21 protein-coding genes are annotated in these 24,892 nt (G+C 59.1%); 10 read left to right on the top strand and 11 right to left on the bottom strand.

The features are described 5' to 3' along the window. Window positions 1–52: 52 nt before the first annotated feature. Entirely contained in the window at window positions 53–1,642 is a 1,590-nt protein-coding gene (locus AC0QKW_RS18155) for an ArnT family glycosyltransferase (protein ID WP_473152496.1), read from the bottom strand. Continuing rightward, the gene (locus tag AC0QKW_RS18150) at window positions 1,635–2,267 is read right to left on the bottom strand and encodes a hypothetical protein (protein ID WP_473152495.1); all 633 of its coding nucleotides are present in this window, start codon (window positions 2,265–2,267) and stop codon (window positions 1,635–1,637) included. The genes AC0QKW_RS18155 and AC0QKW_RS18150 overlap by 8 nt, the downstream gene beginning before the upstream one ends. Before the next feature lie 296 nt (window positions 2,268–2,563). On the opposite strand from AC0QKW_RS18150, the gene AC0QKW_RS18145 reads away from it, so the two are divergent. After that, a complete protein-coding gene (locus AC0QKW_RS18145) occupies window positions 2,564–3,040 on the top strand; it encodes a hypothetical protein (protein ID WP_473152494.1) in 477 nt (158 codons plus the stop codon). A 2-nt stretch (window positions 3,041–3,042) separates the two neighbouring features. On the opposite strand, the gene AC0QKW_RS18140 is transcribed toward AC0QKW_RS18145, so the two are convergent. Then, window positions 3,043–5,655 (bottom strand): U32 family peptidase, encoded by a 2,613-nt coding sequence (locus AC0QKW_RS18140; protein WP_473152493.1) that lies wholly within the window; start codon window positions 5,653–5,655, stop codon window positions 3,043–3,045. 262 nt (window positions 5,656–5,917) lie between these two features. On the opposite strand from AC0QKW_RS18140, the gene AC0QKW_RS18135 reads away from it, so the two are divergent. Beyond that, complete coding sequence (locus tag AC0QKW_RS18135) at window positions 5,918–6,859, top strand: phosphoribulokinase (RefSeq protein ID WP_473152492.1); 942 nt, start codon at window positions 5,918–5,920, stop codon at window positions 6,857–6,859. A gap of 126 nt (window positions 6,860–6,985) precedes the next feature. On the opposite strand, the gene AC0QKW_RS18130 is transcribed toward AC0QKW_RS18135, so the two are convergent. Continuing rightward, window positions 6,986–7,321: a hypothetical protein gene (locus AC0QKW_RS18130; protein WP_473152491.1), complete on the bottom strand. Its 336-nt coding sequence runs from the start codon at window positions 7,319–7,321 to the stop codon at window positions 6,986–6,988. A gap of 462 nt (window positions 7,322–7,783) precedes the next feature. Between AC0QKW_RS18130 and larB the strand changes: the two genes are divergently transcribed. Beyond that, window positions 7,784–8,572: a nickel pincer cofactor biosynthesis protein LarB gene (gene larB, locus AC0QKW_RS18125; protein WP_473152490.1), complete on the top strand. Its 789-nt coding sequence runs from the start codon at window positions 7,784–7,786 to the stop codon at window positions 8,570–8,572. Window positions 8,573–8,830: 258 nt separating this feature from the next. Here the strand turns inward: larB and AC0QKW_RS18120 are convergent, their stop codons facing one another. Continuing rightward, window positions 8,831–10,087: an HhoA/HhoB/HtrA family serine endopeptidase gene (locus AC0QKW_RS18120; protein WP_473152489.1), complete on the bottom strand. Its 1,257-nt coding sequence runs from the start codon at window positions 10,085–10,087 to the stop codon at window positions 8,831–8,833. A gap of 376 nt (window positions 10,088–10,463) precedes the next feature. On the opposite strand from AC0QKW_RS18120, the gene AC0QKW_RS18115 reads away from it, so the two are divergent. The 4 genes from AC0QKW_RS18115 (at window position 10,464) to AC0QKW_RS18100 (ending at window position 14,210) form a co-directional block, all read left to right on the top strand. Then, complete coding sequence (locus tag AC0QKW_RS18115; protein WP_473152488.1) at window positions 10,464–11,402, top strand: peptidoglycan DD-metalloendopeptidase family protein; 939 nt, start codon at window positions 10,464–10,466, stop codon at window positions 11,400–11,402. A gap of 151 nt (window positions 11,403–11,553) precedes the next feature. Continuing rightward, window positions 11,554–12,453, top strand: coding sequence for a hypothetical protein (locus tag AC0QKW_RS18110; RefSeq protein ID WP_473152487.1), 900 nt, complete (start codon window positions 11,554–11,556; stop codon window positions 12,451–12,453). A gap of 105 nt (window positions 12,454–12,558) precedes the next feature. Next, entirely contained in the window at window positions 12,559–13,410 is an 852-nt protein-coding gene (locus tag AC0QKW_RS18105) for a histone deacetylase family protein (RefSeq protein WP_473152486.1), read from the top strand. Between the two features lie 347 nt (window positions 13,411–13,757). Continuing rightward, the gene (locus tag AC0QKW_RS18100; protein WP_473153003.1) at window positions 13,758–14,210 is read left to right on the top strand and encodes a YbjN domain-containing protein; all 453 of its coding nucleotides are present in this window, start codon (window positions 13,758–13,760) and stop codon (window positions 14,208–14,210) included. A gap of 258 nt (window positions 14,211–14,468) precedes the next feature. Here the strand turns inward: AC0QKW_RS18100 and AC0QKW_RS18095 are convergent, their stop codons facing one another. Both AC0QKW_RS18095 and psaK read right to left on the bottom strand, forming a co-directional pair. Next, window positions 14,469–15,680 carry a site-2 protease family protein gene (locus AC0QKW_RS18095; RefSeq protein ID WP_473152485.1) on the bottom strand — a complete coding sequence of 404 codons (1,212 nt, stop codon included), beginning with the start codon at window positions 15,678–15,680 and terminating at the stop codon, window positions 14,469–14,471. Between the two features lie 131 nt (window positions 15,681–15,811). Further along, a complete protein-coding gene (psaK, locus tag AC0QKW_RS18090; protein WP_473152484.1) occupies window positions 15,812–16,090 on the bottom strand; it encodes a photosystem I reaction center subunit PsaK in 279 nt (92 codons plus the stop codon). A gap of 94 nt (window positions 16,091–16,184) precedes the next feature. Between psaK and AC0QKW_RS18085 the strand changes: the two genes are divergently transcribed. After that, entirely contained in the window at window positions 16,185–16,835 is a 651-nt protein-coding gene (locus AC0QKW_RS18085; RefSeq protein WP_473152483.1) for a phosphoribosylanthranilate isomerase, read from the top strand. A gap of 2 nt (window positions 16,836–16,837) precedes the next feature. Here the strand turns inward: AC0QKW_RS18085 and AC0QKW_RS18080 are convergent, their stop codons facing one another. Next, on the bottom strand, window positions 16,838–17,587 hold the full coding sequence (locus AC0QKW_RS18080) for a TIR domain-containing protein (RefSeq protein ID WP_473152482.1): 750 nt from the start codon (window positions 17,585–17,587) through the stop codon (window positions 16,838–16,840). 766 nt (window positions 17,588–18,353) lie between these two features. Between AC0QKW_RS18080 and pntA the strand changes: the two genes are divergently transcribed. Both pntA and AC0QKW_RS18070 read left to right on the top strand, forming a co-directional pair. Beyond that, window positions 18,354–19,973, top strand: a complete 1,620-nt coding sequence (pntA, locus tag AC0QKW_RS18075; RefSeq protein ID WP_473152481.1) for a Re/Si-specific NAD(P)(+) transhydrogenase subunit alpha — start codon at window positions 18,354–18,356, stop codon at window positions 19,971–19,973. Window positions 19,974–20,037: 64 nt separating this feature from the next. Further along, entirely contained in the window at window positions 20,038–21,450 is a 1,413-nt protein-coding gene (locus tag AC0QKW_RS18070) for an NAD(P)(+) transhydrogenase (Re/Si-specific) subunit beta (protein WP_473152480.1), read from the top strand. Window positions 21,451–21,497: 47 nt separating this feature from the next. Here the strand turns inward: AC0QKW_RS18070 and AC0QKW_RS18065 are convergent, their stop codons facing one another. The 3 genes from AC0QKW_RS18065 to AC0QKW_RS18055 all read right to left on the bottom strand — a co-directional run bounded on the left by AC0QKW_RS18065 (window position 21,498) and on the right by AC0QKW_RS18055 (window position 24,568). Then, the gene (locus AC0QKW_RS18065) at window positions 21,498–21,878 is read right to left on the bottom strand and encodes a hypothetical protein (RefSeq protein WP_473152479.1); all 381 of its coding nucleotides are present in this window, start codon (window positions 21,876–21,878) and stop codon (window positions 21,498–21,500) included. 153 nt (window positions 21,879–22,031) lie between these two features. Beyond that, the gene (locus AC0QKW_RS18060; RefSeq protein ID WP_473152478.1) at window positions 22,032–23,831 is read right to left on the bottom strand and encodes a DUF3352 domain-containing protein; all 1,800 of its coding nucleotides are present in this window, start codon (window positions 23,829–23,831) and stop codon (window positions 22,032–22,034) included. A gap of 104 nt (window positions 23,832–23,935) precedes the next feature. Further along, window positions 23,936–24,568, bottom strand: coding sequence for a hypothetical protein (locus AC0QKW_RS18055; protein WP_473152477.1), 633 nt, complete (start codon window positions 24,566–24,568; stop codon window positions 23,936–23,938). Window positions 24,569–24,892 lie beyond the last annotated feature (324 nt).

The raw sequence follows: 24,892 nt of genomic DNA, 5'->3' as shown, positions 1-24,892 counted from the left end.
TCTGTCTCGGTGGAAGCTCTCGAGACTATGGGCTGGAGTTAGTGTGGCCGATTCAATCGGGCAAGCAGCGTTCGCCGTCGCCAGTAAACGCGAGGGGATAGTCGGGGCTCAGGGGGTAACCCTCTGGCCCCGACTTAAAGCCGTAGCCCCGAACAATTTCGTAGGTCTGTAGCACCCGGCCAAAGCGTCGCACTGTCACTGTCTCGGCGGGCTCTACCCGGTCAAACATGACCAGGTGGGTGGGACAGATGGGGTGCCAGGTTTCGCCCAGCAACACTGCGTCGCGGCCCTCTAGGGAAGGAGCGTCGTGCCAAAAGTCAAATTGATCAAGGCGACCGGAGATGGCGAGAACGTCTGGATTATCGAGGGTGTAGGCTAGGGCCGAGGCTGAACGGTAGTCTGTGGTCAGCAGTAGGGGATCGTTCAGAGTGGCGGCCTGATTTTTAACTGCCTGGGCGATTTGGGGCCAGCCAAAGAGTGCCGCACCATCGGGGTCTACGGCGCCAAAAAAAGCACCGAGGGGCACGACCGTGTAGTAGGTGACTAAGACCGTGGCAGCAAATAACCCTAACCCCTGGGCGATCGCCATTTGCCCTTGCCTCACCAGCTTTTGCCCGTGGGGACGATAAAACTGATCGCTCAGCAGCGGAAACAGCAGCGGGTAAGCCAAAATATTCCAGTAAAACAGAGCGGTGGAGACGGCAGACAGGGCTGTAAAAGCAGCGGTAGATAGGCCAAACACCCACAGCGCTAAGGCTGGGTAGCAAGATGTGCGGGCAATGGCGGTTTGCCCCCGATTTTTCAGCAGTCGGCCCAGACTCCATGACTGAATGGGGCCAAGAATGAGGCCACAGAGGGCGAGAAAGACGACGGGTTGCAGCAGATTGAGGTTAGGCCCGCCCCCAGCCGTGCGATCGCGGTAAAAGCGAAATGAAAAAAAGTCGTGTTGTATATTCCAAATCAGAATCGGGGAGAGCACCAGCGCTAGCAGCCCTAGGGCCAGGTAGAGACGGCGATCGCGCAACACTCTCCACCGCTGCCTATTCGTTGTCAGCAGCGCCACAAAGCCCAGCCCCACAAACAGAGCATTGTACTTACACAGCCCGGCCAGGCCTAGACAGAGAGCTGCTCCAAAAAGATCGCTCCCCCTGCCACCGCCCGGTTGCTCCACCGCGCCATCCACGTAGCGCACAAACAAAAAGCTGCTGACTACCGTTAACGTCACCAGCCAGTGGTCATGCCAGGCCAGGCCCAGGTACCAAAAAAACAGCGGCGACGACAGGCCCAGCAGCAGTAGGATCCAAAAACGATCCTTGGCCTGGTCGCCCTCAGAGTTGCCATAGAGGTAGTGGCAGATGTGGTAAATCGTGAAGCCTAAAATGCCGCTGCTGACCACATTCGGCAGGCGCAGCACAAACGCGGAGCGCCCCAGCACCGCAAACAGACCCTGCACCCAGGCGTGCAACGGTGGGTGGTCGTAGTACGAAAACCCAGGCCGCTGCCCCCATAGCCAGTAGTAGGCTTCGTCAGGGTTGGGGAAAGCCGTCAGCCAAAACACCACCCGCAGGGCCAAAAACCCCAGCAAAAACCACCGCCCCCATTGCCAAGCAGGCGACAAAAAAATAGCCCAGCGTTTACTCATCGGGCGATTCTAGGGCGCTGGTGTCGATATCTTCTAGGCCGGGAATGTCGCTGAGGTCGAAGCTGCTGGGTGCCTCAGCTACTTCATCGGCTTCAGCCGCAAAGGGCAGTTGCACCGTGGGTAAACCCGCCCCGCGCAATCCTCGGATGATGTAATTGGGCGTTTCTGGAAACACCACAAACAGCGGATGGCTTTTGTCGGTACCATCGTTGAGCAGGTGCTCGTAGCGCTGGGGCAACAGCCACTCGTAGCCCCGATCGATCAAAATCTGGGTGTGCCGCCAGCGCATTAGCAGGTCAGAAAAATCTTCCTGGGGGCGGTGAATATACACCAAAATCTCGACCCCGGTTTTGATTTTCCACTCTGGGTCGCACATCAGTAGGGCCACATCGCAGGGCAGAGATACTACAGAACCAGGAGCAATGCTGGGGCTGTGAGGGTTGAGGTGCACCCCTTCGCGCAGCCGAATATTGGGCAAGGGCAGCGTCACCAGGCTCTCGTCGGGGCGTCGCATGCTGGGCACCGCTTCTAGGTAGGGGCGATGGCGCTTGAGTAACTCTAGAGCGCCATCGTGGTCAGTGCAGACCGAGAGCAGCGTCTCGTACTGAATGGGTTTGATAGCCATTGCCGTTGCCGGAAAGTTGCAGGTCAGGGTCAGTATTCCCTGCATTCTATCTAACCCAGTGGGCAAAACTGGCCGATCGCTGGATCAGAGCAGCGATCGCCAATTCTAAACATCCGCAACAAACCTGAAAAAAACCTATCGGGATCGGGGGGTTCGTACTGGCGCAACGCTAGATTGGGGCTACGATTGCAGAGGCAACATGTCACTATGACGCCCTTGCAATTGCTTGTCCCGTCTCCTGCTTCGTTTGAAGAACTGGCGGCTGCCCATGTATCTACCCTAGGGGTTTGCGACCTATGCACGAGTCTCAGCCTCTCAGTCTGCGCAAACTGGTGCTCATGGGAGCCCTTCAGCTCAGCACCGTGTGGGACTTGATCACCACGATGCTCGGCATTTTGATCATTCTCGGCAGCCGCAATCTGGTCGCCATCAGCCTAGCGGTGATTGGCACTCTCATGATTGTGGCCTTCAACTTTTCTACCCGCAGCATCTGGCAGCGGCGGCAGCGCTACAGTGCCTATGGGCTGCCGCTGTTTGGGCTGCGGGTGGTGTGGCTCATGGCCATAGTGGTAGATCTATGGACTTCGTTGACCTGTAATGCCTGGTTTATTGGCCCCCAGCCGCCCCAGGGCGGCGTGGGGCTAGGAGAGTTGTTGGGCAATCTCAACCTTAGCCAGCTCATTATTGTGGTGTTTATCACGGTGGTGACGGTGGCGAGCCCCATGCTGGTGGGCTATCTGCGCGACCAAGACATTGATAGCCTGCTGAATTAATTTTATTTAGAGTCCATTGGTCCACGGGTAACGCCGAGTTTGCTCTGTACTTGTAGGGTGCGCCAGAGCTGGCTGCCAGAGATGTCTCCGGCTAGTAGCTGGCGGTACTGGGCGATCGCCCTTGCCACTTCCTCTGCGCCCTCATTCAAAAACTCTAGCCGAAAGTGTTGTGCCCCCGCCTGCATGAGCCGCTGGGCATACTCGGCCCCGGTCTGGGCCACACCGTTGAATAGGGTATTGCGACAGCCCGCATCGGCAGTCAGAATGTGCTCGGTGCCGACGCGATCGCGCAGCTTGACCTCATGACCCTCACAGGGCCGTCCACAGTCACGAAAGTCTTTGCCCTCAGACATGAAAGCGCAAAACACGCAGTGCTCCATGTGGAACATGGGCATGTGCTGGTGCAGGGTAATCTCAAACCACGGCGGCGGCGCAGAGCCCAGCAAATCCACCAGTTGGTCGGCGTTGAGGTCGTAAGAGGCCGTCACCCGCTCTAGCCCGCAGTGGTTCACAAAATAGTCCGCCGTCAGCGCATTGGCCACGTTCAGCGAGAAATCGCCCACGCAGCGCTGGTCAGCAAAGTAGGCCAGGTGGTCGTAGTTGCGCACTAGGTAGCCGTCGGCTTTGGAGCGCCGCACCTGCTCCAGAATGTAATTCTCCAGCGGCTTGGCAATGCGCGGCGGCGCGACCCAAATGGCTTGGAACTCCTGGACGCGGTTGATCCGGAACCAATCCACCGCGTCTTTGTAGGTAGCCGGATTTTCAAACTCACAGTAGATTGTCTCGATGCCCGCAGCGGTGGCGGCGGCGAGCTGGGAGCGATTGCGAACGAGGGTGGTGAGGTGGGGGAGTGGGGAGTGAGGGGTGGGGAGTAGGGGGTGGGGAGTAGGGAGTAGGGAGGTGTAATCCCCTCCTGGGAGGGGTAGGGGTGGGTTTCCTAAGCCAGGAAGCAGTTGTTGTAACGATGCCCCCTCGTGCAGTTGCCAGGGGCGGGGGCGCGATCGCATCTCCTCTAGCCCCTCCGCCAGCTCCCGCCGCAGTCGATTCAGCTCGCTGACGGGGATCATAACGTTGCCCTGGAGCTGGTTATCCAGAGATTCTAAATGAAACGGGGTGTTGCCCAGGCGACCCAATTGCTGGGTGAGGCGATCGCCCGTCAGCGGCTTTGAGTGAGCTTCCACCAGCGGCATCTGCGAGGTGACCTGGGCAATGTGGCCCTGGCCGTCGCGGGCGATCGCCACCAGTTCTTCCCCCACGCTGCCGTGGACTTCGACGGCGATGGGCCGGGTGAAGCGGGGTTGATCCCCAGCGTAGGTCTGCTGAATTTCTTTATCCAGGGCGGGGTCGTTGGTCTTCCAAAGGCGATCGCCCACGTGCACCCGCCGCCAATTCACCGCATCGCGGCCAAACTGCAACCGAGTCTCCTGGCCAAACACATCCACCTGGTAAACCCGCCCGCCCTGCTCTTTCTGCGCCGGGTGGCCGTCGTCAAACACCACCCCATCCCCTGGCTTGATCGGAGCCTGCGATCGCAGCCACACCGCCTCTCGATCCACGCGGGTGATCTCGCCCAGGAACACGCCCCGCTTTTTGCCAAAGCGAGCATGAACCAGCGCCTGGTTGTCGATGCCTTCAAACCAGCCGGTGTAGAGGCCGCGAGAGAAGGCCATTTCTAGGCGGTAGCGATCGTCAGGGGAATGGGTAGATGGCGAGGTCTGCTCCCCTCCTGGGAGGGCCAGGGGTGGGTTCCCTCCCAGCCGATCCAACGCCTGACGATACACCCGCGTCACGTTCGCCACATACTCCGGCGCTTTCAGCCGCCCTTCGATTTTCAGGCAGCTCACCCCGGTTTTGACGAGTTCCGGCAGCACCGCTAGGCCCGAGAGATCTTGGGGGCTGAGCAGGTAGGCGCGATCGCCCAGCTCCACCTTTTCCCCATCCGCAATCAGCTCGTAGGGCATGCGGCAGGCCTGGGCGCACTCGCCCCGGTTGGCCGATCGCCCCCCCAGGGCCTCGCTGGTCAAGCACTGGCCTGAGTAGGCCACACACAGCGCCCCGTGGACAAACACTTCCAGCGGCAGGGCAATATGCTTCTCCCCCATCTGCGCCTGAATTTTGGTGATGTCTTTCATCGAGCACTCCCGCGCCAGCACCACCAGCTGGCAGCCGAGTTCCTTCGCAAACGCCACCCCGGCGGCACTGGTCACTGTCATCTGGGTCGAGCCGTGGATAGGAAAATCCGACGATAGATGGCGAATCAGCCGACAAATGCCCACATCCTGCACGATTGCCGCATCGACACCGGCAACAATCATGGTCTTGAGATACTGCTCTGCCTCAGCCAGCTCTGCGGGAAACACCAGCGTATTTAGCGTCACATAGCCTTTCACCCCCCGCCGATGCAAAAACGCCATCAGCTCTGGCAGGTCAGCCTCGGTAAAGTTTTCGGCGCGCATGCGGGCATTGAAGCGATCGAGGCCAAAGTAAATGGCATCGGCCCCGTTTTCCACCGCCGCCTTGGCGCACTCCCAGTTGCCTGCCGGGGCTAGCAGCGCGGGCAGAGTCGGCCCAGTCATCGAGGTGCGGGCATGGTCAGCTTGGTCTAGGGCAGGCATAAAAAGGTCTCAGCAGTTAGACGGTCACCACGGGCTAGCGGCGCAAAAAGGAATGCCCAGAATAATCTCAATTTGCAGAATGTAGTACTCTTGCGGCTCAATTTGGATGAGGGTATCGACCAGTTTGAAGTCGCTACAGGCCATCCTTTGACCTTGCTACGCTGTATCGCCATTGTACGCAGTACAACAAATAGTTGGGTGATGATCCCCCGGCTTCCTACAATGGAGAGATTAACTTTTGGTTGCAGACCCTGGAGGCAGTATGAATCGTCCGATTATTCTCGGCATTGTGGGTGACAGCGCAGCGGGTAAAACCACCCTGTCGCGGGGGATAGCCCAAATTCTAGGCGAAGACCAGGTCACCATCATCTGCACAGACGACTACCACCGCTACGATCGCAAACAGCGCAAAGAGATGGGCATCTCGGCCCTGCACCCCGACTGCAACTATATCGATATTATTCAGCAACACCTGGGCCTGCTGCGCACTGGGCAGCCCATTCTCAAGCCCATCTACAACCACAGCACTGGCGAGTTTGACGCCCCTGAGTACATCGAGCCCAAACGCTTTGTGATTGCCGAAGGGCTACTGGGTTACTCGACTCGGGCCTGCCGCGACGCCTACGATGTCAAAGTTTACCTGGCCCCGCCAGAAGACCTGCGCGCCAACTGGAAGATCAAGCGCGACACCCGCAAGCGCGGCTACACCCCCGAAGAGGTAGTGGAGCAAATCAAAGCCCGTGAATCCGACTCTGAGGCCTTTATTCGTCCCCAGCGTCAGTGGGCCGATGTAGTGGTGACCTTCTACCCTCCCGACGGGGAGAGCGGCGGCGATGAGCTGCTGCTCAATGTACGCCTGGTGATGCGGCCCACTATTCCCCATCCCGACTTTACCCATCTGCTAGAGGACAAAAATAGTATTGCTCTCGGAGATGCGGTGCGCCTAGGCCTCGATCGCGACATGGGCAAGCCAGTAGACGTGCTCGAAATCGACGGCCACGCCACCGAAAAGCCCGTACAAGAGCTAGAGCGCACCCTGTGCAACGAGATTCCCTACCTGGGCAAGTTTTGCAGCATTGAGGGCAACACCGATATTGGCAAAGTGGTGGGCACCACGGGCGAGACCTTGCAAAGCTACCCCCTGGCGCTAACTCAGCTATTGATCACCTACCACATGCTCAAGGCGGCCAACATCTACGAGTGACGGTGACAACCTCAAGCTCGGCAGGGTATCTAGTCGGCGGTTAATTGCCGCTGCTTGCCCCTGCCGAGCGCGAAGCTTCTGGTAGATGCAAACTCGATTGCCCGCTGCCGGCCTACCCCACCAGAGCTACTGTTGAGAAATCGACTCGCCCCGCGACATCTCAGTCAGCATCATTTCAATAAAGCTGGAGGCCACCTCGGGAGATTGCTCATGGGTGGCAAAGACAACGGCAAGGCTGCTGTCATCACCTGCACCGTAGCAGAGAATGCGAAAGGCCCCGTCTTCAAAGTAACCAGTGCGATCGATGCCACCCTGATCAAACTGCACGCCCAGACTCTCAATGAGGCGATCGGCTCGGGTTAAGCAGCCCTCGACGTCGGTGCTCAACAGCTGATCGCCGCTGGCGATCTCAGGGCGGGCCAGAGCCGGCAGAGTAAGCGTAACTAGACCCAGGCTAGCCAAAGCAATGCCGGAACAGATACGGGTTGCGAGTCGGTTGCCGAACACTTCGCGAATTATGTATAGATGCCGGTTCATAGGATTTTAATGTACTGCAGGACAGAGGCTGATCGCTGGGAGAGCCGAACCGCCACCGGTCGAGTCAACGACTGACGGTTTCCCATGGCCTCATTAGTTAATACACGCTGCTCCATCGCTTTCCGGATGCCCTTGGCCCGTCTACAAAATTGGGGTACACACAAAAAAGCACCGGAGCTAGCTCCGGTGCCTTGGGTGTTGAGGAGTGAACGATTGATTTTTAATATAAGCGTCGGGTATGGCGCTGAGATATCTGAGGTATGACAACCCTGTGACATTTTTTGTCATCGATGGTCTAGGCTGTATCTCTCAGCCCTGGCAAATCTAAAGTTGCCGATCGCCCCGGTTCAAAATCACCCTAGCTCGTCCTCTACTCGATCTGCATCTGTGACTCAGCCCGAAGCCCTTCGCACTCTGCTCAATGCCGTTTCCCAGGGGCAGATCAGTCCCGATGCTGCCCTCGACCAGCTCAAACATCTCGACTTTGAACCTATCGATGACTTTGCCAAGGTTGACCATCACCGCACCCTGCGCACTGGCTTTCCAGAGGTGATCTGGGGGCCAGGCAAAACCGTACCCCAGATCGTACAGATTATGCGCAGCCTACACCAGCGCAACCCGGTGGTCATGGCCACCCGCATTGAACCAGCGGTGTTTGCCCAAATTCAGCAGCACATTCCCGCCGCCCTGTACTACGACATGGCCCGCATCTGCGCCCTGGTGCCGTTGGCCTGGGCGGCCCAGCACCCCGGCACCATTGGCGTGCTCACCGCTGGCACCGCCGACCTGCCCGTGGCCGAGGAGGCCGCCGTTACCGCCGAGCTGTGCGGCTTTACCGTGCGGCGCCTGTGGGATGTGGGGGTGGCCGGGCTGCACCGCCTGCTGCACCACCGCCAGTTGATCCGCGACATGGATGTGCTGATTGTGGTGGCGGGCATGGAGGGAGCCCTGCCCAGCGTGGTGGCGGGGCTGGCCGACTGCCCGATTGTGGCGGTGCCCACCAGCATTGGCTACGGGGCCAGCTTCAACGGCCTCTCGGCGCTGCTCACCATGCTCAACTCCTGTGCGGCGGGCATTGGCGTGGTCAACATCGACAACGGCTTTGGGGCGGCGGTGCTAGCGGGGCAGATTTTAAGAACCGGAACGAGATTGGGGAGGAAAGGGGTGGAGCAGTAGAAAGTCTTGAGGCCTTAGTTTTATAGCCATCGCCAGAATCGTTAGGACATAACCACTACCCCCGAAGCGATGGCTATACGCCATTGCGCCGCCCCAGTTCTCAGCCGAAGCTGAGGCGTATGTCCTAAGCGCAATGGCCATCGCTATAGATGTTAGGTTTTAGGTTTTATGCCCTGGGGTGGCTAAGTTGCAGCATCACTTTGGGGCGGGGGAAACAGCCGTTTGCCCCGCCGAGAGACGTTGCTTTTGCCGTCTTCCCTACCGTACCTCAGAGGGCATGGCCGCAGGTTTGACCGCAATCACCTGGTCTTGCCCATCGCGGTGAATTTCGAGGTTGAGCGTATCGCCAATGCGGGTGGCTTCGACTTTGGCCTGCACGTCGGGGGGGGTGTCGACTGGGTCGCCCTCAATGGCGCGAATGACATCGCCCACTTGAATGCCCGCATTTTGGGCTGGGCTGTTGGGCAACACGCCAACGATCAGCACACCGGGCTCGTCATCGTTGGCAATCTGAAGGTTGAGCTGCTGCTCTTGGTTAATGCGCTCGACCATCTCTGCCGATAGCTCGACCATTTGAATTCCCAGGAAGGGGTGCTGCACCTGGCCGGTGGCAAACAACTGGTCGGCAATGCGTTTGGCGGTTTCGATGGGGATGGCAAACCCCAGCCCCTGGGCGTTGGCGCGAATGGCGGTATTCATGCCGATGACTTCGCCGCGATCGTTGAGCAGGGGGCCACCGGAGTTGCCGGGGTTGATGGCGGCATCGGTCTGGATAAACTGTACTCGCTTGTCGGGAATGCCCACCTGGTTGCTGCTGCGACCTAGGGCGCTGATGATGCCAGCGGTGACGGTGTTGTCGAGTCCGAGGGGGTTGCCGATGGCGATCGCCCACTGACCAGGGGCTAGATTTTGCGTACTGCCTAGCTGCACAGCGGGCAGGTCTTCGGCGGTGTCAATTTTGACCACGGCGACGTCGGTGACCGAGTCGACGCCGACTACCTTGCCCTCAAACTTGCGCCCGTCGCGCAGGGTGACCTCGACGGTTTTAGCTCCCTCGACGACGTGGGCATTGGTGATAATCTGACCCGTCGAGCTGAGAATAAACCCGGAGCCAGTGCCCTGTTCTATGCGATCGGGTAAATCGGAGGGGGGCAGCTCTTCTTCAAAAAAGCGGCGAAAGAAGGGATTGTTAAAGGTATCGGGAGAGATGCCAGACACCGATCGCTCGGCATCGATGCGCACCACCGCTGGCCCCACTCGCTCCACGGCCAGGGCAATAAAGTTTTGGTTGGTGGCCCCTGGCAGGCTGGCGGCTAGAGTCTCGACAGGCGGCTCAGCCAGGGTTGTGAGAGAGGTTTTGAGGGTGGGCGCAGACTCTGAGGCCGCCTCAACTACGCTCTCTGTGGCCGTTTGAGACACATAGTGATGGCTAGCCCATCCAGCGGTGCCCCCAAAAGCCAAAGCCGCTGCTATCCAAGCGGTCTGCCGGGGAAACTGCTTTGGCCATGAATCCATGTCTATGCCCTCTGTTACGGTGCCTGCCTCTTGTGGACCTTTTTGGCCTTTGAGTCATATATCTCAAGCCCACAGGATTATTGCCTGGGGTGAGATGAGGTTTGCTAAACCTGAGGCATTTGGCCTCAGGAAAAGACTGCTTAGATTTCTTAATGTAGCCCTACTTTAGCGAACATTCACCAGGAAGACGATCTGCAATAGATTTGGCCTGGGGTGACTGAGCCCAGCCAGACTGGCTGCCCCCCTAAACAATCGCCTCTCAGCTTGCCTATCATGGGGCTGTACCTCCTGCGGTGGTTTGATGAGGGGGCAGACCCCAGACGACGACCTCCATGAGAGTTATATGACGTTGGGCCAGGTTGGTAGATAGGCGATAATGTTGCGAGTTTTTTGGGGTCGGCCTTGCGATCGCAGGCAGCCCAGGCCAGTAGAGAAGGTTTTATGTAAGGCTCTTGCCGGGCTGGGGTTAGCTCTGGGCGGGGTTGGGTTGGCTGCTCTGGGCGCTCCTGCGATCGCCCAAAGCAGCGGTGCTTGCCCCCAGCCAGTGTTGTCACGGCTGACTCGCCACCGGGTGACCCAGGGTGAAACTTTAGAGGCCGTGGCCCAGCGCTATGGCCTGCTGCCTGCCACCATTATGGGCCTTAACCCTGCCGCCCAGAGAGGCACCGTCAGCCCTGGGCAAGAGCTGGTGATTCCGCCCTACAACGGCATTCGGGTTAGCGTCGCGCCGGGGCAGACTTGGCAGCAGGTGGCCGAGGCCCACAACAGCCGGGCCGATGTGCTGTTTGAGGTCAATGGCTGTGTCAGTACTGTGCCCTCGACAGTGTTTGTGCCGGGGGTGAACTGGTTTCCGGGGGTGCGCATGGTCTCAGCAGCAGCCCCCGCTACCAGAGAAAGCCCGCTCCAGGGATACCCGCTGCCCATGCGATCGCAGGTGATTGTCAACTACGGCTGGCAGCCTGACTCGGCCCAAGACAAACTGGTCTTTAACACGGGGGTGGCTTTGGCTAGCCCGGCCAGCACGCCTGTTTTGGCGGTGGGGCCAGGGACAGTGGCCTTTGCCGGGGCTGACTCTATCTACGGCAATCTGGTGGTCATCAACCACGCCCAGGGGCTTCAGACCCGCTACGCCAACCTGGCCGGGCTAGAAGTGCGCGTAGGGCAGACGGTGAACCAGGGCGATCGCCTAGGCCCAGTCGCTCCCCACAACGGCGATTCTGATTCGTTTGTTTTCTTTGAGGTGCGGCTTAACTCGACCATGGGCTGGGTGGCCCAAAATCCTGGTGATTTTGTGCCGACAATGGTGCTGCGGTAGCGGCCCTGCCAATTTGGGCAGTCTATCGCCATAGCTTAGCGAGAGGCCCATTTGCTAGCTCTGGCGTCTACACCCAAGAGCGCCTACAATTGGCCCTACGGGTGCATTGACCGTGCTGAGGCTTTGTAACTCGACGATCCCAAGTCTTCCTATGACGCAGCCCTCTTCTCGTTCACCCCGGCGTACTCCGCCCCAGCCCTTTTCTGAGGGGCAAGACCCTGCGGTCACCTCGGGCCTGTTTTGGGCGCGTCTGGTGACCTACCGACCGCTGTTTTTGCTGGGCGGGCTGTGGGCGGTCTTGGTGGGGCTGTCGGCGATCGCCTACCAGGGGCTGACGTTTAACGAGCCGATCGAGGTCTACGAAGAGGTACCTCTTACCCTGGCACCTGCTCAGCCCCCAGCCCTCGACACCAATATTCCTGAGGCCAATACCGCTGAGACAGATGACCCAGCCGCAGCGGCACCCCAGTCTGGCACCGTGGCCCTATGGGGGTTGTTTAGCCTGGTAGGGTTGTGCAGCTTTGGCTGCTTTGTGCTCACCCAGCAGATCAAAGCCTCTGCCCGCCCCAGGCGCAAGCCCAAGCCCAAACCAGCGCCGCGCCCGCGTCCAGCCGCTAAAGCATCCCAGCCCCAGGGGCCAAAACGCCTCGCCCCCTATGTGCCTCAGCGCGATGGAGTCGTTGTGCCCGGCGTTCGCATTGTGGAATCACCTCTGCTGGAATCGCCTCTGTTAGAAGCATCTAGTCCAGCGCCCGCTGCGGCCCCCACCCCACCCTACCCTGGGCTAAAAGCGCCCCAGCGGCCTAGGGTTTCTGGACGATTCGTTGACTCTGGTGTACCCGTAGCTCTACAGCCAACGCCCATGGCCAGCGTATCCCCGCTTCCGGGTCGCCATCCAGACTCAGGCACGGGGCCAGTATCTCCATCGGGCACCCCCAGCCCCGCAACGGTGGTTCCCGATAGAGAAGACCTCTCCCTCGACTACCCTGAGGGCAGCATGGCCCACGCCCTAGATTTGCGGCAGCGGCGATCGCTATCGTCTTTCATGTAGAAATGTAACTATAAAGACAGCGTTCTACTGGGGGCATTGAGCCAGCTTCCCGTTATTTACCACCCCGACTACGTGGCCCCACTGCCCGAGGGCCACAGGTTTCCAATGCCTAAATTTCGGCTGCTGCGCGATCGCCTGCTCCACGACGGTGTCATCACCCCCGATCAAATCTACCAGCCCGGCGAGCCGCCCCAGACCTGGCTAGAGTTTGTCCACCACCGTGAGTATGTCAACGCCTACCGCCAGGGCACGCTGGACGCCAAAGCCCAGCGGCGGATTGGCCTGCCCTGGAGCGCTGCCCTGGTAAAGCGCACCTGTACGGCGGTGGGGGGCACCATTCTCACTGCCAAGCTGGCCCTGGAGCGGGGGCTGGCCTGCAATACGGCTGGGGGCACCCACCACGCCTTCCCCGATTATGGATCGGGGTTTTGCATCTTTAACGATCTGGCGATCGCTACCCGAGTTCTGCAAAAGCAGGGCCGCGTAAATCGCGTGCTCATTCTCGACCTCGACGTTCACCAGGGCGACGGCACCGCCTGGATCTTTCGCCATGACCCCAATGTGTTTACCTTCTCCATGCACTGCCAGGAGAATTTTCCCGCCCGCAAGCAGGCTAGCGATCTCGATGTACCCCTGGCTCTGGGTATGGAAGATCAGGCTTATCTGGATTGTCTAGCTCAGTACATTCCCGATTTGCTGGCTCAGGTGCGGCCCGATCTGGTGCTCTACGACGCGGGGGCTGATCCTCACCGGGATGATCTGCTGGGCAAGCTGGCGCTGACGAATGCGGGGATCTACGGGCGCGATCGCTACGTGCTCGACACCTGCGTCAAAGCGGGCTACCCCGTCGCCTGCGTCATCGGCGGCGGTTACGGCAAGTCGATGAATGACCTGATCTTTCGCCACTCGCTGCTGCACCGTGCCGCAGCGGAGGTGTATTTGGCCTATCGACTGTAGGGAGCCGTGCGCCAGGTTTGGGCTGGAAAATCAGCTCTACTGGGTGATCGATGTCGCGTTTCAGGAAGAGGCCTCCCGAATTCCTAAAGACCACGCCCCGGCAAATCTTGCCATTGTCTGCCACCCCTGAGTATGCGTTTGCCCTAACTCATGAGCCTGGGGGATAGGCAGGGTAAGCACAAGAGGATACATTGGGATTGACACGACAACAGCCTCTTGACAAGCGGTTTGCTGAGCGCTGTTTTGCAACTATCGCAGAGTCAGTTTGCCTTGGGTAGAATGGCCCTGGACTGAGATGATTTGGCAATAGCTACCAAGGGTCTGTTATGAGTAACGACACAATGGATATGGAACGGTCTTACGCCCGCTCACTGTCTGAAGATGGCATTGGAGTGGCCTCTTACGTTGGCACCATAGAGGCGGTGATCTCGAGTCTTGACCAGGGCGATGGCGCTATGGTGAGCCAGACCCCAGAGGGCCATCTGTGGAAGTTTAAGTACGGCAGCGTCGATGTCTATGTGCAGTTAACCGGCGAAACCGAAGAAGACACCCTGACGGCTTGGTCTCCAGTGCTGAGACTGCCCGCCAAGAATGAGCCCGCCCTAATGAAGCTGCTGCTTGAGAAAAGCTGCAACGAGACCTTAGAAGCCCGTTTTGGCATTTCTGGGGATCAGGTGTTAGTGATTTCGAGCCGCATTCTCAAAGATATTTCAGCGGCAGAAATCTCGCGGTTGCTGACCATTGTGGCTACCATTGCCGATGACTCTGACGAAGCTCTCGTGGCAGAGTTTGGCCTGTAGGAGTTGTGGTCGGCGCTGTAGGGCTACGGTGCCACAGCACATCTTGCCTACCTACTGTCGATTGATAGCGTGGGCCAGTGCCTAGGGCATCGGTAACCGTCACTAGCGAAGACTCGGCTGACGAACTAGCGATCGCCCCAGCTTTAAAAGCGCTGGCATGTCTTAACCATGGCGGCTGTAGCCGGAGGAGGGCAAACGCCAAACTGCCCTTGTATATCCGAAAAACCGTAGGATCAAACGACTGTGCGTCTAGACTTTCTAAGCGCTGGCTTCTTCGATCACTGACTTGGCGATGGAGGGCAGCTGCAAGCCAGGGGGATATTGACCTTCATCTTTGATGCGCTGGATCATGGCTGGGGAAATGCGCAGGCCTAGGCGATCGGCGATCGCGCGCACTACATCTCCGCGATCGAGGGTACCAGCCACCGCATCAGCCGGTGTGAGCACAGTAATGCGGGGCAGTTGCAGGGCTTCAAGCTGATCGATCGCCTCGGTGAGCGGGGTGCCCTCACGAACTGAAGGAATATCTAGCAAGGGCTTGGCGACAGCGCTGAGGGGCAGAGTTTCCCACTGGCTGCGCTCGATCGCTCGCATGTCTTCAATGCTGACCAGGCCCCGGTAGCGCCCCTCTGAAGCCGCGAAGTAGGCAGGGGCGCGGTCTTCTTCGAGCAGGTAGGTGTCGGCAAACTGCCGTAGTGACCCATGGGCATCGACCACCTTAAAGTCGCGGGTCATGGCATCGGCGACGGTGAGTGCCAGCATGGCCTCTTGTAAATTAGTGACCTGGTTGTAGGCGGCGGCGTTGCGTAGGGCAAACCAGCCGATGGCGGCGATCCAAAAGCCGGAGAAGGCCTGGTAGGCCAGGGCCATGATGAGACCAAAGGTGATTGCCAGCCAGCCTAGCACCTGGCCCGATCGCGCCGCCCAGCGAATGCCCTGGATGCGGCTACCGGTGCCTTTCCAGACGAGGGCCTTGAGCACTTGGCCCCCATCGAGAGGCAGGCCAGGAATCATATTGAATAGGGTCAACACCAGGTTGATTTGGGCAACGCTGCCGGTGATGACACCCACCGGGGTGGGCAAACTAGGAATCTGAGAGACGGCGGTGAGAAGAATAAAAAGACCAAAGCTGACCAGCGGGCCTGCGATCGCCACCTTGAGCGCATTTCCGGGGGTTTTTGACTCTTTGTCGATGGAGGCAATGCCGCCAAACAAAAACAGCGTAATCGAGTTGACTGCAATGCCCTGCATCTTGGCGGCGACGCTGTGGCCCAGCTCATGGAGCAGCACCGAGGCAAACAGCAGCAGCGCCAGGGCAAAGCCCATCACCCAGGCCAAATTGCCCCAGGCGGAATGCCAGCTAGGCTCTAGCCCGTAGGACACGGTCACCAGCAGCAGAATGATAAACCAGGAGCTATCGACAAACAGGGGAATCCCCAAAATAGCCCCAATACGCCAGCTGGATTGCATCGCCTAGCCCTCAATGAACACGGTCAAGTACCTAATGCAGACCGGATTTTTTGCCGATCAGCAAAAAATCCGGTCTGAGGTGTAGCTCTATTCTATCAACCGGCCCAATATCGTGCTGGGCAGAGAACCGTCTAGAGCAGGCCAGCGTTGCCCAAGCCCAAGATCATACCGGCCCCGAGAATGTGACCCAGACTGGCGATCGCCAGTAGCTCGGGCAGACCAAAGCCCTCAAACACCATGGGCAGGCCTACGGGTAAGGCCGGACCAACTCCAGGTTTTTGGATGGCATACTTGCCGATGGCCAGTACAAACAGGTTGCAGGTGATCATAATCAGCGCCACTTTGAAAGACCACTCTGGGGTGGTGGGCACGGTGGTAGCGAGTAGCAGGCTAGAAAATAGCAAGGTCATGTCTCCGCTAGAGGTCTAAAATCAAAATTGCAACACCCTTAGGATTATAAAAATCTCTCGCCACCCCCCCAACGGAATATTTAATAGAGTTAACATGCGGGTCAAAATCTGCGGCATTACCCAGGTCGATCAGGCGATCGCGATCGCCCGTCATGGGGCCACCCACTTGGGCTTTATCTGTGTCCCCCAGTCGCCCCGCTACATCGATCGCGACGGCCTAGCCGAGATCACGGCGGCGCTCAGAGGGGCTGATTTGGCGATCGCCACCGTGGGGGTTTTTGCCGATGCCCCCCTGGCCGACATCTGCGCTGTTGCCCGCCAGACCCGTCTCAGCCATATCCAGCTCCATGGTGGCGAGAGTTTAGAGCAGTGCCAACAGCTGCAAGCCGCGTTGCCCGACGTCGCCATTATCAAGGCCATTCGAGTTCGCAGCGAGGCCGATCTGGCCCAGGCTGAGACCTACGCCCCCCTAGTCGATGCCCTGCTGCTCGACGCTTATCACCCTCACCAGTTGGGTGGCACAGGGCTTACCCTAGATTGGCAGACGCTGATCGCTTTTCAGCCTGCCTGCCCCTGGCTACTGGCGGGTGGGCTCACCCCCGAAAACGTAGGCAATGCCCTATCGGCCCTCAACCCCGATGGCATCGACCTCTCTAGCGGCGTAGAGCACCGTCCCGGACTGAAGAATATGACCCTGGTGCAGCAGCTGTTTGATCAGCTGAGCCCCTACCTGAGTAATGGTTAGGGCTATTTTTGTAACCAGCGTTTTAGCCAGAGCCCAGACGGAGTCAAGCTGGGCTGATCGCTGTGGCGAAGACTCTCGGCGACGTAGAAGCGTTGCAGATAAATGGGGCCGTGGTGCGATCGCTCCCGAGCCCTCATCAACCAGCGCTGATAGCAATCCAGATCACTCCCTTTCAGCAGCAGCCCTGGGTCGCGTTGGTGACGCTCCCATTGCAGTGCCCTGGTTAGGAGCTGGGTGTGGGCCTGGTGATAGTCGGCCTCATGGTGCAGCATTTCAACGATTTGGCGGCCCTCGGTTGTCTGGCTCAAGGGCCGCTGGGCCGACCTCATGTCAATCAACTCGAGGGTCTGGAGGGGGTCGGGCAGATGCTCAAAGGCCACTGACTCGGCCATTACGGGCACAATCCGCTTGTTCATGCTGAGGGCAAAGAGGAGCCCCTGTAGGCAACAGTCATCGCTCAGCGCTGTAGGTGAAAGCACCAATAAGTAGTTATCGCAGGCCTCCGTCGCCCTAGAGACAGCCGCCTCAGCATCTTGGGCCGGGTCACAGCACCGAGGGTGCTCCCAAAAGGAAATCTGGGACTGAGTCAGCAGGTGGCGCAGCGCTTGTACCGCAAGAGCTTTAGGGCTGAGAGGCTGGGGACTGAAATCTTTCGACTGAGCAGACTCGCTGTCGAGAGTAGAGTCGGCGGCGTAGGCCAAAAACACCTGGGTCTGGAGGCCAGTACTGTACCGGTATGATGAGTTGGTCAAGACTTGCACCCATGGTTGCAGTGGGCCAAACTGTTGCGCCGGACTGTTATGTCGGGCTGTGGCCTGGGTCGATAGCTCTCTCTACCCAGGCCACTACTCCAAAGCTTTGTCTCTAGAGCATACCCACTTCAGAGCCAGATACGACAGAGCTAAATACGCCTCCAGGGCATATGAAGGGGCGCTATACCCATCATTTCCTGACTCAGAAAACATTCTTAACGTTTTGCCCACAGACTTTGCGGCGTTCTTGTACCATGCCAGGGAGTAATGCTGAATCTCAGCCCCTGATAAATCCAGCCTTGATGGTTGATTTCTTGAGCTTAGAATCTGGCTTGAAATCCAAAAACAATCTGAATATCTAGGCCATCTCGGTCGTTAGGGCAGATTGTAGGTGGACTGCCGCTATTTTTTCGTCGATGCCAACGCTGGCCGATGAGTACTTAGACCCGAGGCAATTTCTCTACAGGTGACTTTGCCTTCGGTGGGGCGGTGTAGTGTCTAGCCTTGATCCGTTGGCCAGTCCCATAAATTTTCTGGAGTTGTTTTTGGTACTCAACGGTCGGGGGTTGGCAAAGCTTAAAATTTGCGTCTGCTAACTTTAGATTTGGGTTGACTTCATCAGTTTATCAACTCTGCCTAGTTCGGGAACTGTAGCTTTCCCAACGAGAATGCGACAGTTCTGGACTTGAGTTTGGTTTATTTGGTTTTCGGGCACCTGCGCTTGCTTTTTTCTCGATTGTTTAGGCCACTTCGGTAGTTTATATCTATGACTCTTGCAGCATCCCAAGAAAAATCTGTGGCCAGTCCAGCGGAACCGGTTGCCACAGCGTTAAAAGTGGGCATTCCCAAGGAGATCTTCGCGGGCGAACAGCGGGTGGCCGCCACCCCCGAAACCGCCAAAAAACTACAAAAGCTAGGCTTTGAAGTCTTGGTCGAAACCCAAGCCGGAGCCGGGGCCAGCTTTACCGATCGCGCCTATGAGGCCGCTGGCTGCCAGATTTTGCCGGATGCGGCCAGCCTGTGGAATGCGGCTGATGTGGTGATCAAGGTGCGATCGCCCCAGCACCATCCCGACCTCGATCGCCATGAGGCCACCCTGCTGCGGCCCGATCAAACTCTGGTCAGCTTCATCTGGCCCGCCCAAAACCCAGAGTTGCTAGCCCAGCTAGCCGACCAGGGCGGCACGGTCATGGCAATGGACTCTGTTCCCCGCATTTCTCGCGCTCAAAAGCTCGACGCCCTGAGTTCGATGGCCAACATCGGCGGCTATCGAGCGGTAATTGAGGCAGCCCACCACTTTGGCCGCTGCTTTACTGGGCAGATCACTGCTGCGGGCAAAATGCCCCCGGCCAAGGTGATGGTGATCGGCGTTGGCGTGGCCGGGCTGGCGGCGATCGGCGCGGCCAAGAGTTTAGGGGCGATCGTCAAAGCCTTCGACACTCGCCTGGTAGTCAAAGAACAGGTGCAGAGCCTGGGCGCAGAATTTCTCGAACTGCACTTTGACGAAACCGAAGACGGCAGCGGCGAAGGCGGCTACGCCAAGGTGATGAGCCCGGCCTTTATCGCCGCCGAGATGGCTCTGTTTGCCCAGCAGGCCAAAGATGTCGACATCATCATCACCACAGCGCTGATCCCCGGCAAACCCGCGCCGCTGCTGATCACCCAAGAGATGGTCGAGAGCATGAAGCCGGGCTCGGTGGTGGTCGATCTTGCTGCCGAACAGGGTGGCAACTGCGAAGTTACCCAGCCCGGCGAAGTCATTACCCACCACGGCGTCACCATTATTGGCCTTACCGATTTGCCCAGCCGCATGGCCTCCCAGGCCAGCCAGCTCTACGGCAACAACCTAGTACATATGCTGAGCGACCTGGGCGGGGCCGAAAACTTCTCTATCAATATGGAAGACCAGGTCATCCGTGCCACCACGGTGATTCACAACGGTCAGGTGACCTGGCCCCCGCCGAAGGTTGAAGCTCCGGCTCCGGCCCCCAGCGCCACCCCGGCCCCTGCTGCCGCTGAAGCATCTCCATCATCGACCAAGTCTGGACTCGGCCAGTTTCTCTGGCCCCTGCTTCTGGGCGGCTTGGTCGTGGCCATCGGCCTCTGGGCACCGGCTTCGTTTATCACCCACCTGACTGTCTTTGTCCTCGCCAGCTTCTTGGGGTGGAAGGTGATCTGGGATGTGTCGCCTAGCTTGCACACACCCCTGATGAGCGTCACCAACGCTATCAGCGGCATCATCATCATTGGCGGCATGCTCCAGATCTCTGGCGATATGACGTCGCCCATGACGATCTTGGGGGCGATCGCCCTCTTCCTCGGCACCGTTAACATTGCGGGTGGCTTCATGGTCTCCCAGCGCATGTTGAACATGTTTCATAAATAAATTGGTTTGAGTTGAAAATTCAAACCAATTTATTGCTCACCCCCACCCCTTCACTTCCCCAAAAATGGAAACCAACCTCGTAACCACCGCCTACATCGCCGCCAGCGCCCTCTTCATTCTCAGTCTGGCGGGGCTGTCGCAGCCCGAGAGCGCCAAGCGGGGCAACCTGCTGGGCATGGTCGGTATGGCCGTCGCCTTCGGGGCCACGGCATTCATCAGCCAGGGCTACCCGATTCAGCTGGGCTCTATTGGCCTGGGGGTGATGGTGGGGGCGCTGGCTGCCTCCCGTGTGGCGATGACCGACATGCCCGAAATGGTGGCGCTGCTGAATAGTTTTGTGGGCCTGGCTGCCGTGCTGGTGGGCTTTGCCGAATACCTCCAGCCCAGTGCCGCGCTCACGGGGGGAGATGTGACCGTTCACCGGGTAGAAATCTTTATTGGCGTATTCATTGGCATTGTCACCTTTACCGGGTCGATGATTGCGGTGGCCAAGCTGCGGGGCTGGGTGCCCAGCCGGGCGGTGCTGCTGCCCGCCCGCCACGTGCTGACCCTGGGAATGCTGGGGGCGATCGCCGCCCTGGGCTTCCCCTTCCTCACGGGGGCTGGCACTACGCCGCTGGTGGCTCTAGGGGCGATGACGGCGATCGCAGGCATCTTTGGCATTGTGATCGTGATGGCGATCGGTGGGGCCGATATGGCGGTGGTGATTTCGCTGCTCAACAGCTACTCGGGTCTGGCCTCGGCGGCGGCGGGCTTTATGCTCAACAACGATCTGCTGATCATCACCGGGGCGTTGGTGGGCAGCAGCGGCGCGATCCTCAGCTACATCATGTGCAAGGGCATGAACCGCTCTTTCATTAATGTGCTGCTCGGCGGCTTTGGCGAAACGACTAGTACTGGCAAGTCTGCCGCTCTGGTGGGCAGCGCCACCAGCACCACCACGGGCGAAGTGGTCGATCTGCTCGATACCGCCCAGAGTGTAGTGATCGTACCCGGTTATGGCATGGCCGTGGCTCAGGCCCAGCACGCCGTGGCGGAAATTACCCGCCTTCTGCGCGCCCAGGGCAAGCAGGTGCGCTTTGGCATTCATCCCGTGGCTGGCCGTATGCCCGGCCACATGAACGTGCTGCTGGCCGAGGCCAATGTGCCCTACGACATCGTGTTAGAGATGGACGAGATCAACGACGACTTTGCCCACACCGACGTGGTGCTGGTGGTCGGGGCCAACGACACGGTAAACCCCAGTGCCAAAAATGATCCCCATAGCCCCATTGCCGGTATGCCCGTGATGGAAGTGTGGGAAGCCAGTACGGTGGTGGTGCTCAAGCGCGGCATGTCGTCGGGCTACGCCGGGGTCGAAAATCCTCTGTTCTTTAACGACAACACGCTGATGCTGTTTGGCGATGCCAAAACCAACGTTAACGGCATTCTGGCCCAGCTCTCCAGTGAGACTGTCCCAGCCCTCGCCGCTGTCTAGGCCAGCCCAATTTCCCGTAGGGTGGGTTAGGCGGTGTATAACTCTGGCTAGCAACGGCTAACCCTAGCCCGCCGTAACTCACCCTTGGTTACGCGAAAGTTGCGTTTGCCGCTTTCGCGGTACTGCTTTTGCAGCGCATCTTCCGACTCGAAGTAGCGCAGGGCCGAGCGATCCAACAGTTGTACGGCAGTGTAGATTTCATTCAGCCGCACGGGGTAATCCATCCGCACGCAGGCGACTTTTAGGGTGCTGTGGCGATCGATGTAGCGGCGCACATAGTCCACCATCGCCTTTCTCAGGGCCAGGTTTTTGCCGATGTCCCAATCCAGCTTTTTGAGGGTTTCGGTGCCCTTGTCTTTCACCAGGCTGGTGATCAGGCCACCCAGGCCAGCGGCGGCGGCTCCGATCAGGGGTTCAAATCCGGTCATGGCAGGGACAGAGGTGGCGGTTGCCCACCACTATAGCCCCATAGCCTGGGCCTGGGGGCATGCCAGTTCCTATCATGACGGACACCCACCCCGAGGGCAGACACATAAGTCTGCCCCTACGCATTCACCCATCTATCCACTACCTAGAGAAAGTTACTCGCTGGCAGGGGGGTCGGCTTCAACTTCGGCTTCGGCTTCAGGGGCGGGGGGGCTGGCGGGAGCATCGGCTTCATCTGGGGCAGCACCCGGCAATGCCCCCGGTCGATCGCCCCGTTTTAGAGCAGCGGTAATGTCGTAGCGCACCTGGCGATCGCTGAGCACGGTTGCCGTCACCCCGATCGCCTCGATCGCTTCAGAGCTGAGCAATCCCTCCTGGGGCAGGGGCGGCAGCAGCAGATTGTTTTGGTCTGTAGCTAGGGCCTCTAGGTTGACGAAAAAGTGGCCATTGTTGGGGCGGGGAGCTTCTCCAGTGGTGGCTTGAAACAGAGCATTTTCGCCCAGGCTGCGGTTGGGAGTCGGGGCAATCAGCTCAGCTATGCCCTCGCCGACGGTAAAGAAGGCAACATCGCCCTCTAGCCAGCCGTAGGCCATCACAAGCGAGTCAAAGGGGGCCGTCCACCGGGTGACGGGTATGCCACCAATGTCGATCGCATCGACCGCAAACCGATACCGACTCTGCATGACGGCATCTAGCTGCTCAAAGGTAGCGGTGGCGGCGGCGCGATCGCTGGTCTTGACCATCAGCACCAGGGCTGGGTTAGGCAGCGGCGGGGTCTCGCTATTGCCGGGTGAGTCGGGCGGAGTCAACACCCCCAGAGCAAACTCTCCCGCCATCCAGGGCAGTAGGTTTTCGTCAAGGCTGAGACCCGTCGCGCTTTGAAAGCCTAGGGCCAGGTCTTCGGCCCGCAGGGGCAGCAGCGCCGACAGCTGCTCTCCAGCCTGAAAATCTTCCCAAAACTGCTGAAAACTGCCCCCCGAAACGGCAATTAACGATTCGTTGGGCAGCCGCTGGGGCATCTGGTCAGCCCGGTTGCCGGTGGTAAAGGTCTGGGAGCCAGGCTCTAACCAGCTCACGCCCTGAATCGCCACGCCGCGATTTGTTAGGCCAATCGCCCCTGCCAGCCCTCGCGGTGTCTGAAACGCCCTGAGGCGATTGGGAGGAAGGGGTGGGTCGGCAGCCTGACCAATGGTTTGGGCCAGGGTGGGCACATCTACATAAAAACGGGCCAGGGGTCGAGTCTCGGTCACCTGCTCAAAGGCTGTGGCTATGCCAGGGCGATCGACCAAGGAATCGTCGCCTCGGTAGGCATCGATCGATCGCTTGAGCTGGGCTAGCTGGGGGCTGAGTACTGCCGTTTCGGCGTTGAGCACGGCGGCGTAGAGAGGCTCAGCCCCTGGGCGGGTCACCTGCTGAAGCGAGATGCCTCGGTAGGGGGCAGCTTCGGCCTCGGGGGCGCTGTCTAGGCGATCGCCCAGACTGCTCTGGGCTCTGGCCTCATCGGCAATGGGCACCACCACCACCAGGTTTGAGGTCAAGGCTAGCTCTGGCGCGGGCAGCGATGAGGGCAGATCGGTGGCCGCTGCATCGGGAGGCAACAATGCCAGGGTGACCTCTGGCCCCACCCAGGGCTGAATGTCGCGGCCAAAGTCGAGGCCTTGATCGGCGAGCAGGCGATCGCGCCACTGCACCAATAGCTGGTCAAACTGGGCCTGGGTAGCAGGGGTGCCAAACTGCCGCAGTCGTCGCCACTGAGCCTCATCGCTGCTGAGCGCCAACACCATCAGCGCATCGGCGGGAATGGCATTGGCCCCAGTGGGTAGGGTCTTGGCCAGTTGCCCCCGACGACTGGCAACCCAAAAGGTCAGCCCGCCACCGCCAATAAATAGAAGAGCGGCAGCCAGAAGGAACAGCAGCGGAGGCTTTTTGGTCAGCGGCTTGTCTTGCAACACCATAGGGAGCCAGGGACAGAGCAAATTGGCCCTGTCACTCTAGCAAAGAACTCTGACAACGAACCAAGGCCGACCATTCTGCGTCATGGTGCGAGCTATGGCTCGCCCTAGCGAAATCGAAAGTCGTAGCCAGCGTAGCGATCGCCCTCGTAGAGCACCACCAGCCAGGTCTGGGGGTCAAAGGCTAGGGGGTAGGCCTCGCGATCGGCGGGCTGCCCCGCCTGGGTTTGGCCCGGCGACAGCACACAGTAAGGCCGCTGAAGAAACTCCTGCACGGTGCTCTTGGGCGATTGCAGCTCGGTTTCAAGCAGTCGTTTGAGCTGATCACGAGACACCACCGCCGTGGCCTGCTCCTGCTTAATACAGGTAAAAGGTGCCGCCTCTTCTACCTGAGACTGGCTGAGCTTTGGGGTAATGACCAGCGCCGCTAGGGCCAGCATTGACCCACTGGCCACCAGCCCAAGGCGGGGCTTAGCCTGGGAGGCCGTATGGGCTACATCCTGCCCAGGGGAATGGTAAAACCCTTGGGGAATGGGGATGGGCTGGCCATAGCCCTGGGTTTGCGGCTGTCTCCCAGCAAACTGCCCCCTAGACACCTGACCTCTATCTCTAGAGACAGGGTCTCTAGGGAGCGGCCCCCCAGAGGGTGGATAGATTGGAGACGCACCGCTGGGGGGCTGAGGCTGCCCCTGGGGTTGGCGGTAGTAGGCTGAGACAGGATAGGGAGATGGCTTTTCCATGGCGTTGACCTTAACTGGCGGGGTGTTTAGGGGCTCTCAAGGTTATCTGACTGGCATGGGCCACCGAGTCCCATCCCCAAACAAACGCCCGTCGGCAGGCGTTGTATTGCCAGGGAAGGAAATTCGAGAAAAGCATGCCATGAGGCCAGGCACCATTGACCACCCGATGGTCAGCGCCGCCAACAAATGGGCGGGCGGGGCAGCACAGAGAGCGGAGAAAGTTCTGAAATCCACTATAGTACAAAATTACTAATCAGTCTAAGGATGGAGACTTTATTTTTTGTTACGGTTTGAGAAGAGCTTTTTTCAGGCTTTGGCGAATTG

Source organism: Pseudanabaena sp. PCC 9330 (assembly GCF_055795045.1).
Note: the sequence above shows the minus strand (reverse complement) of the source record. Positions and strands in the feature narration are given on the sequence as shown.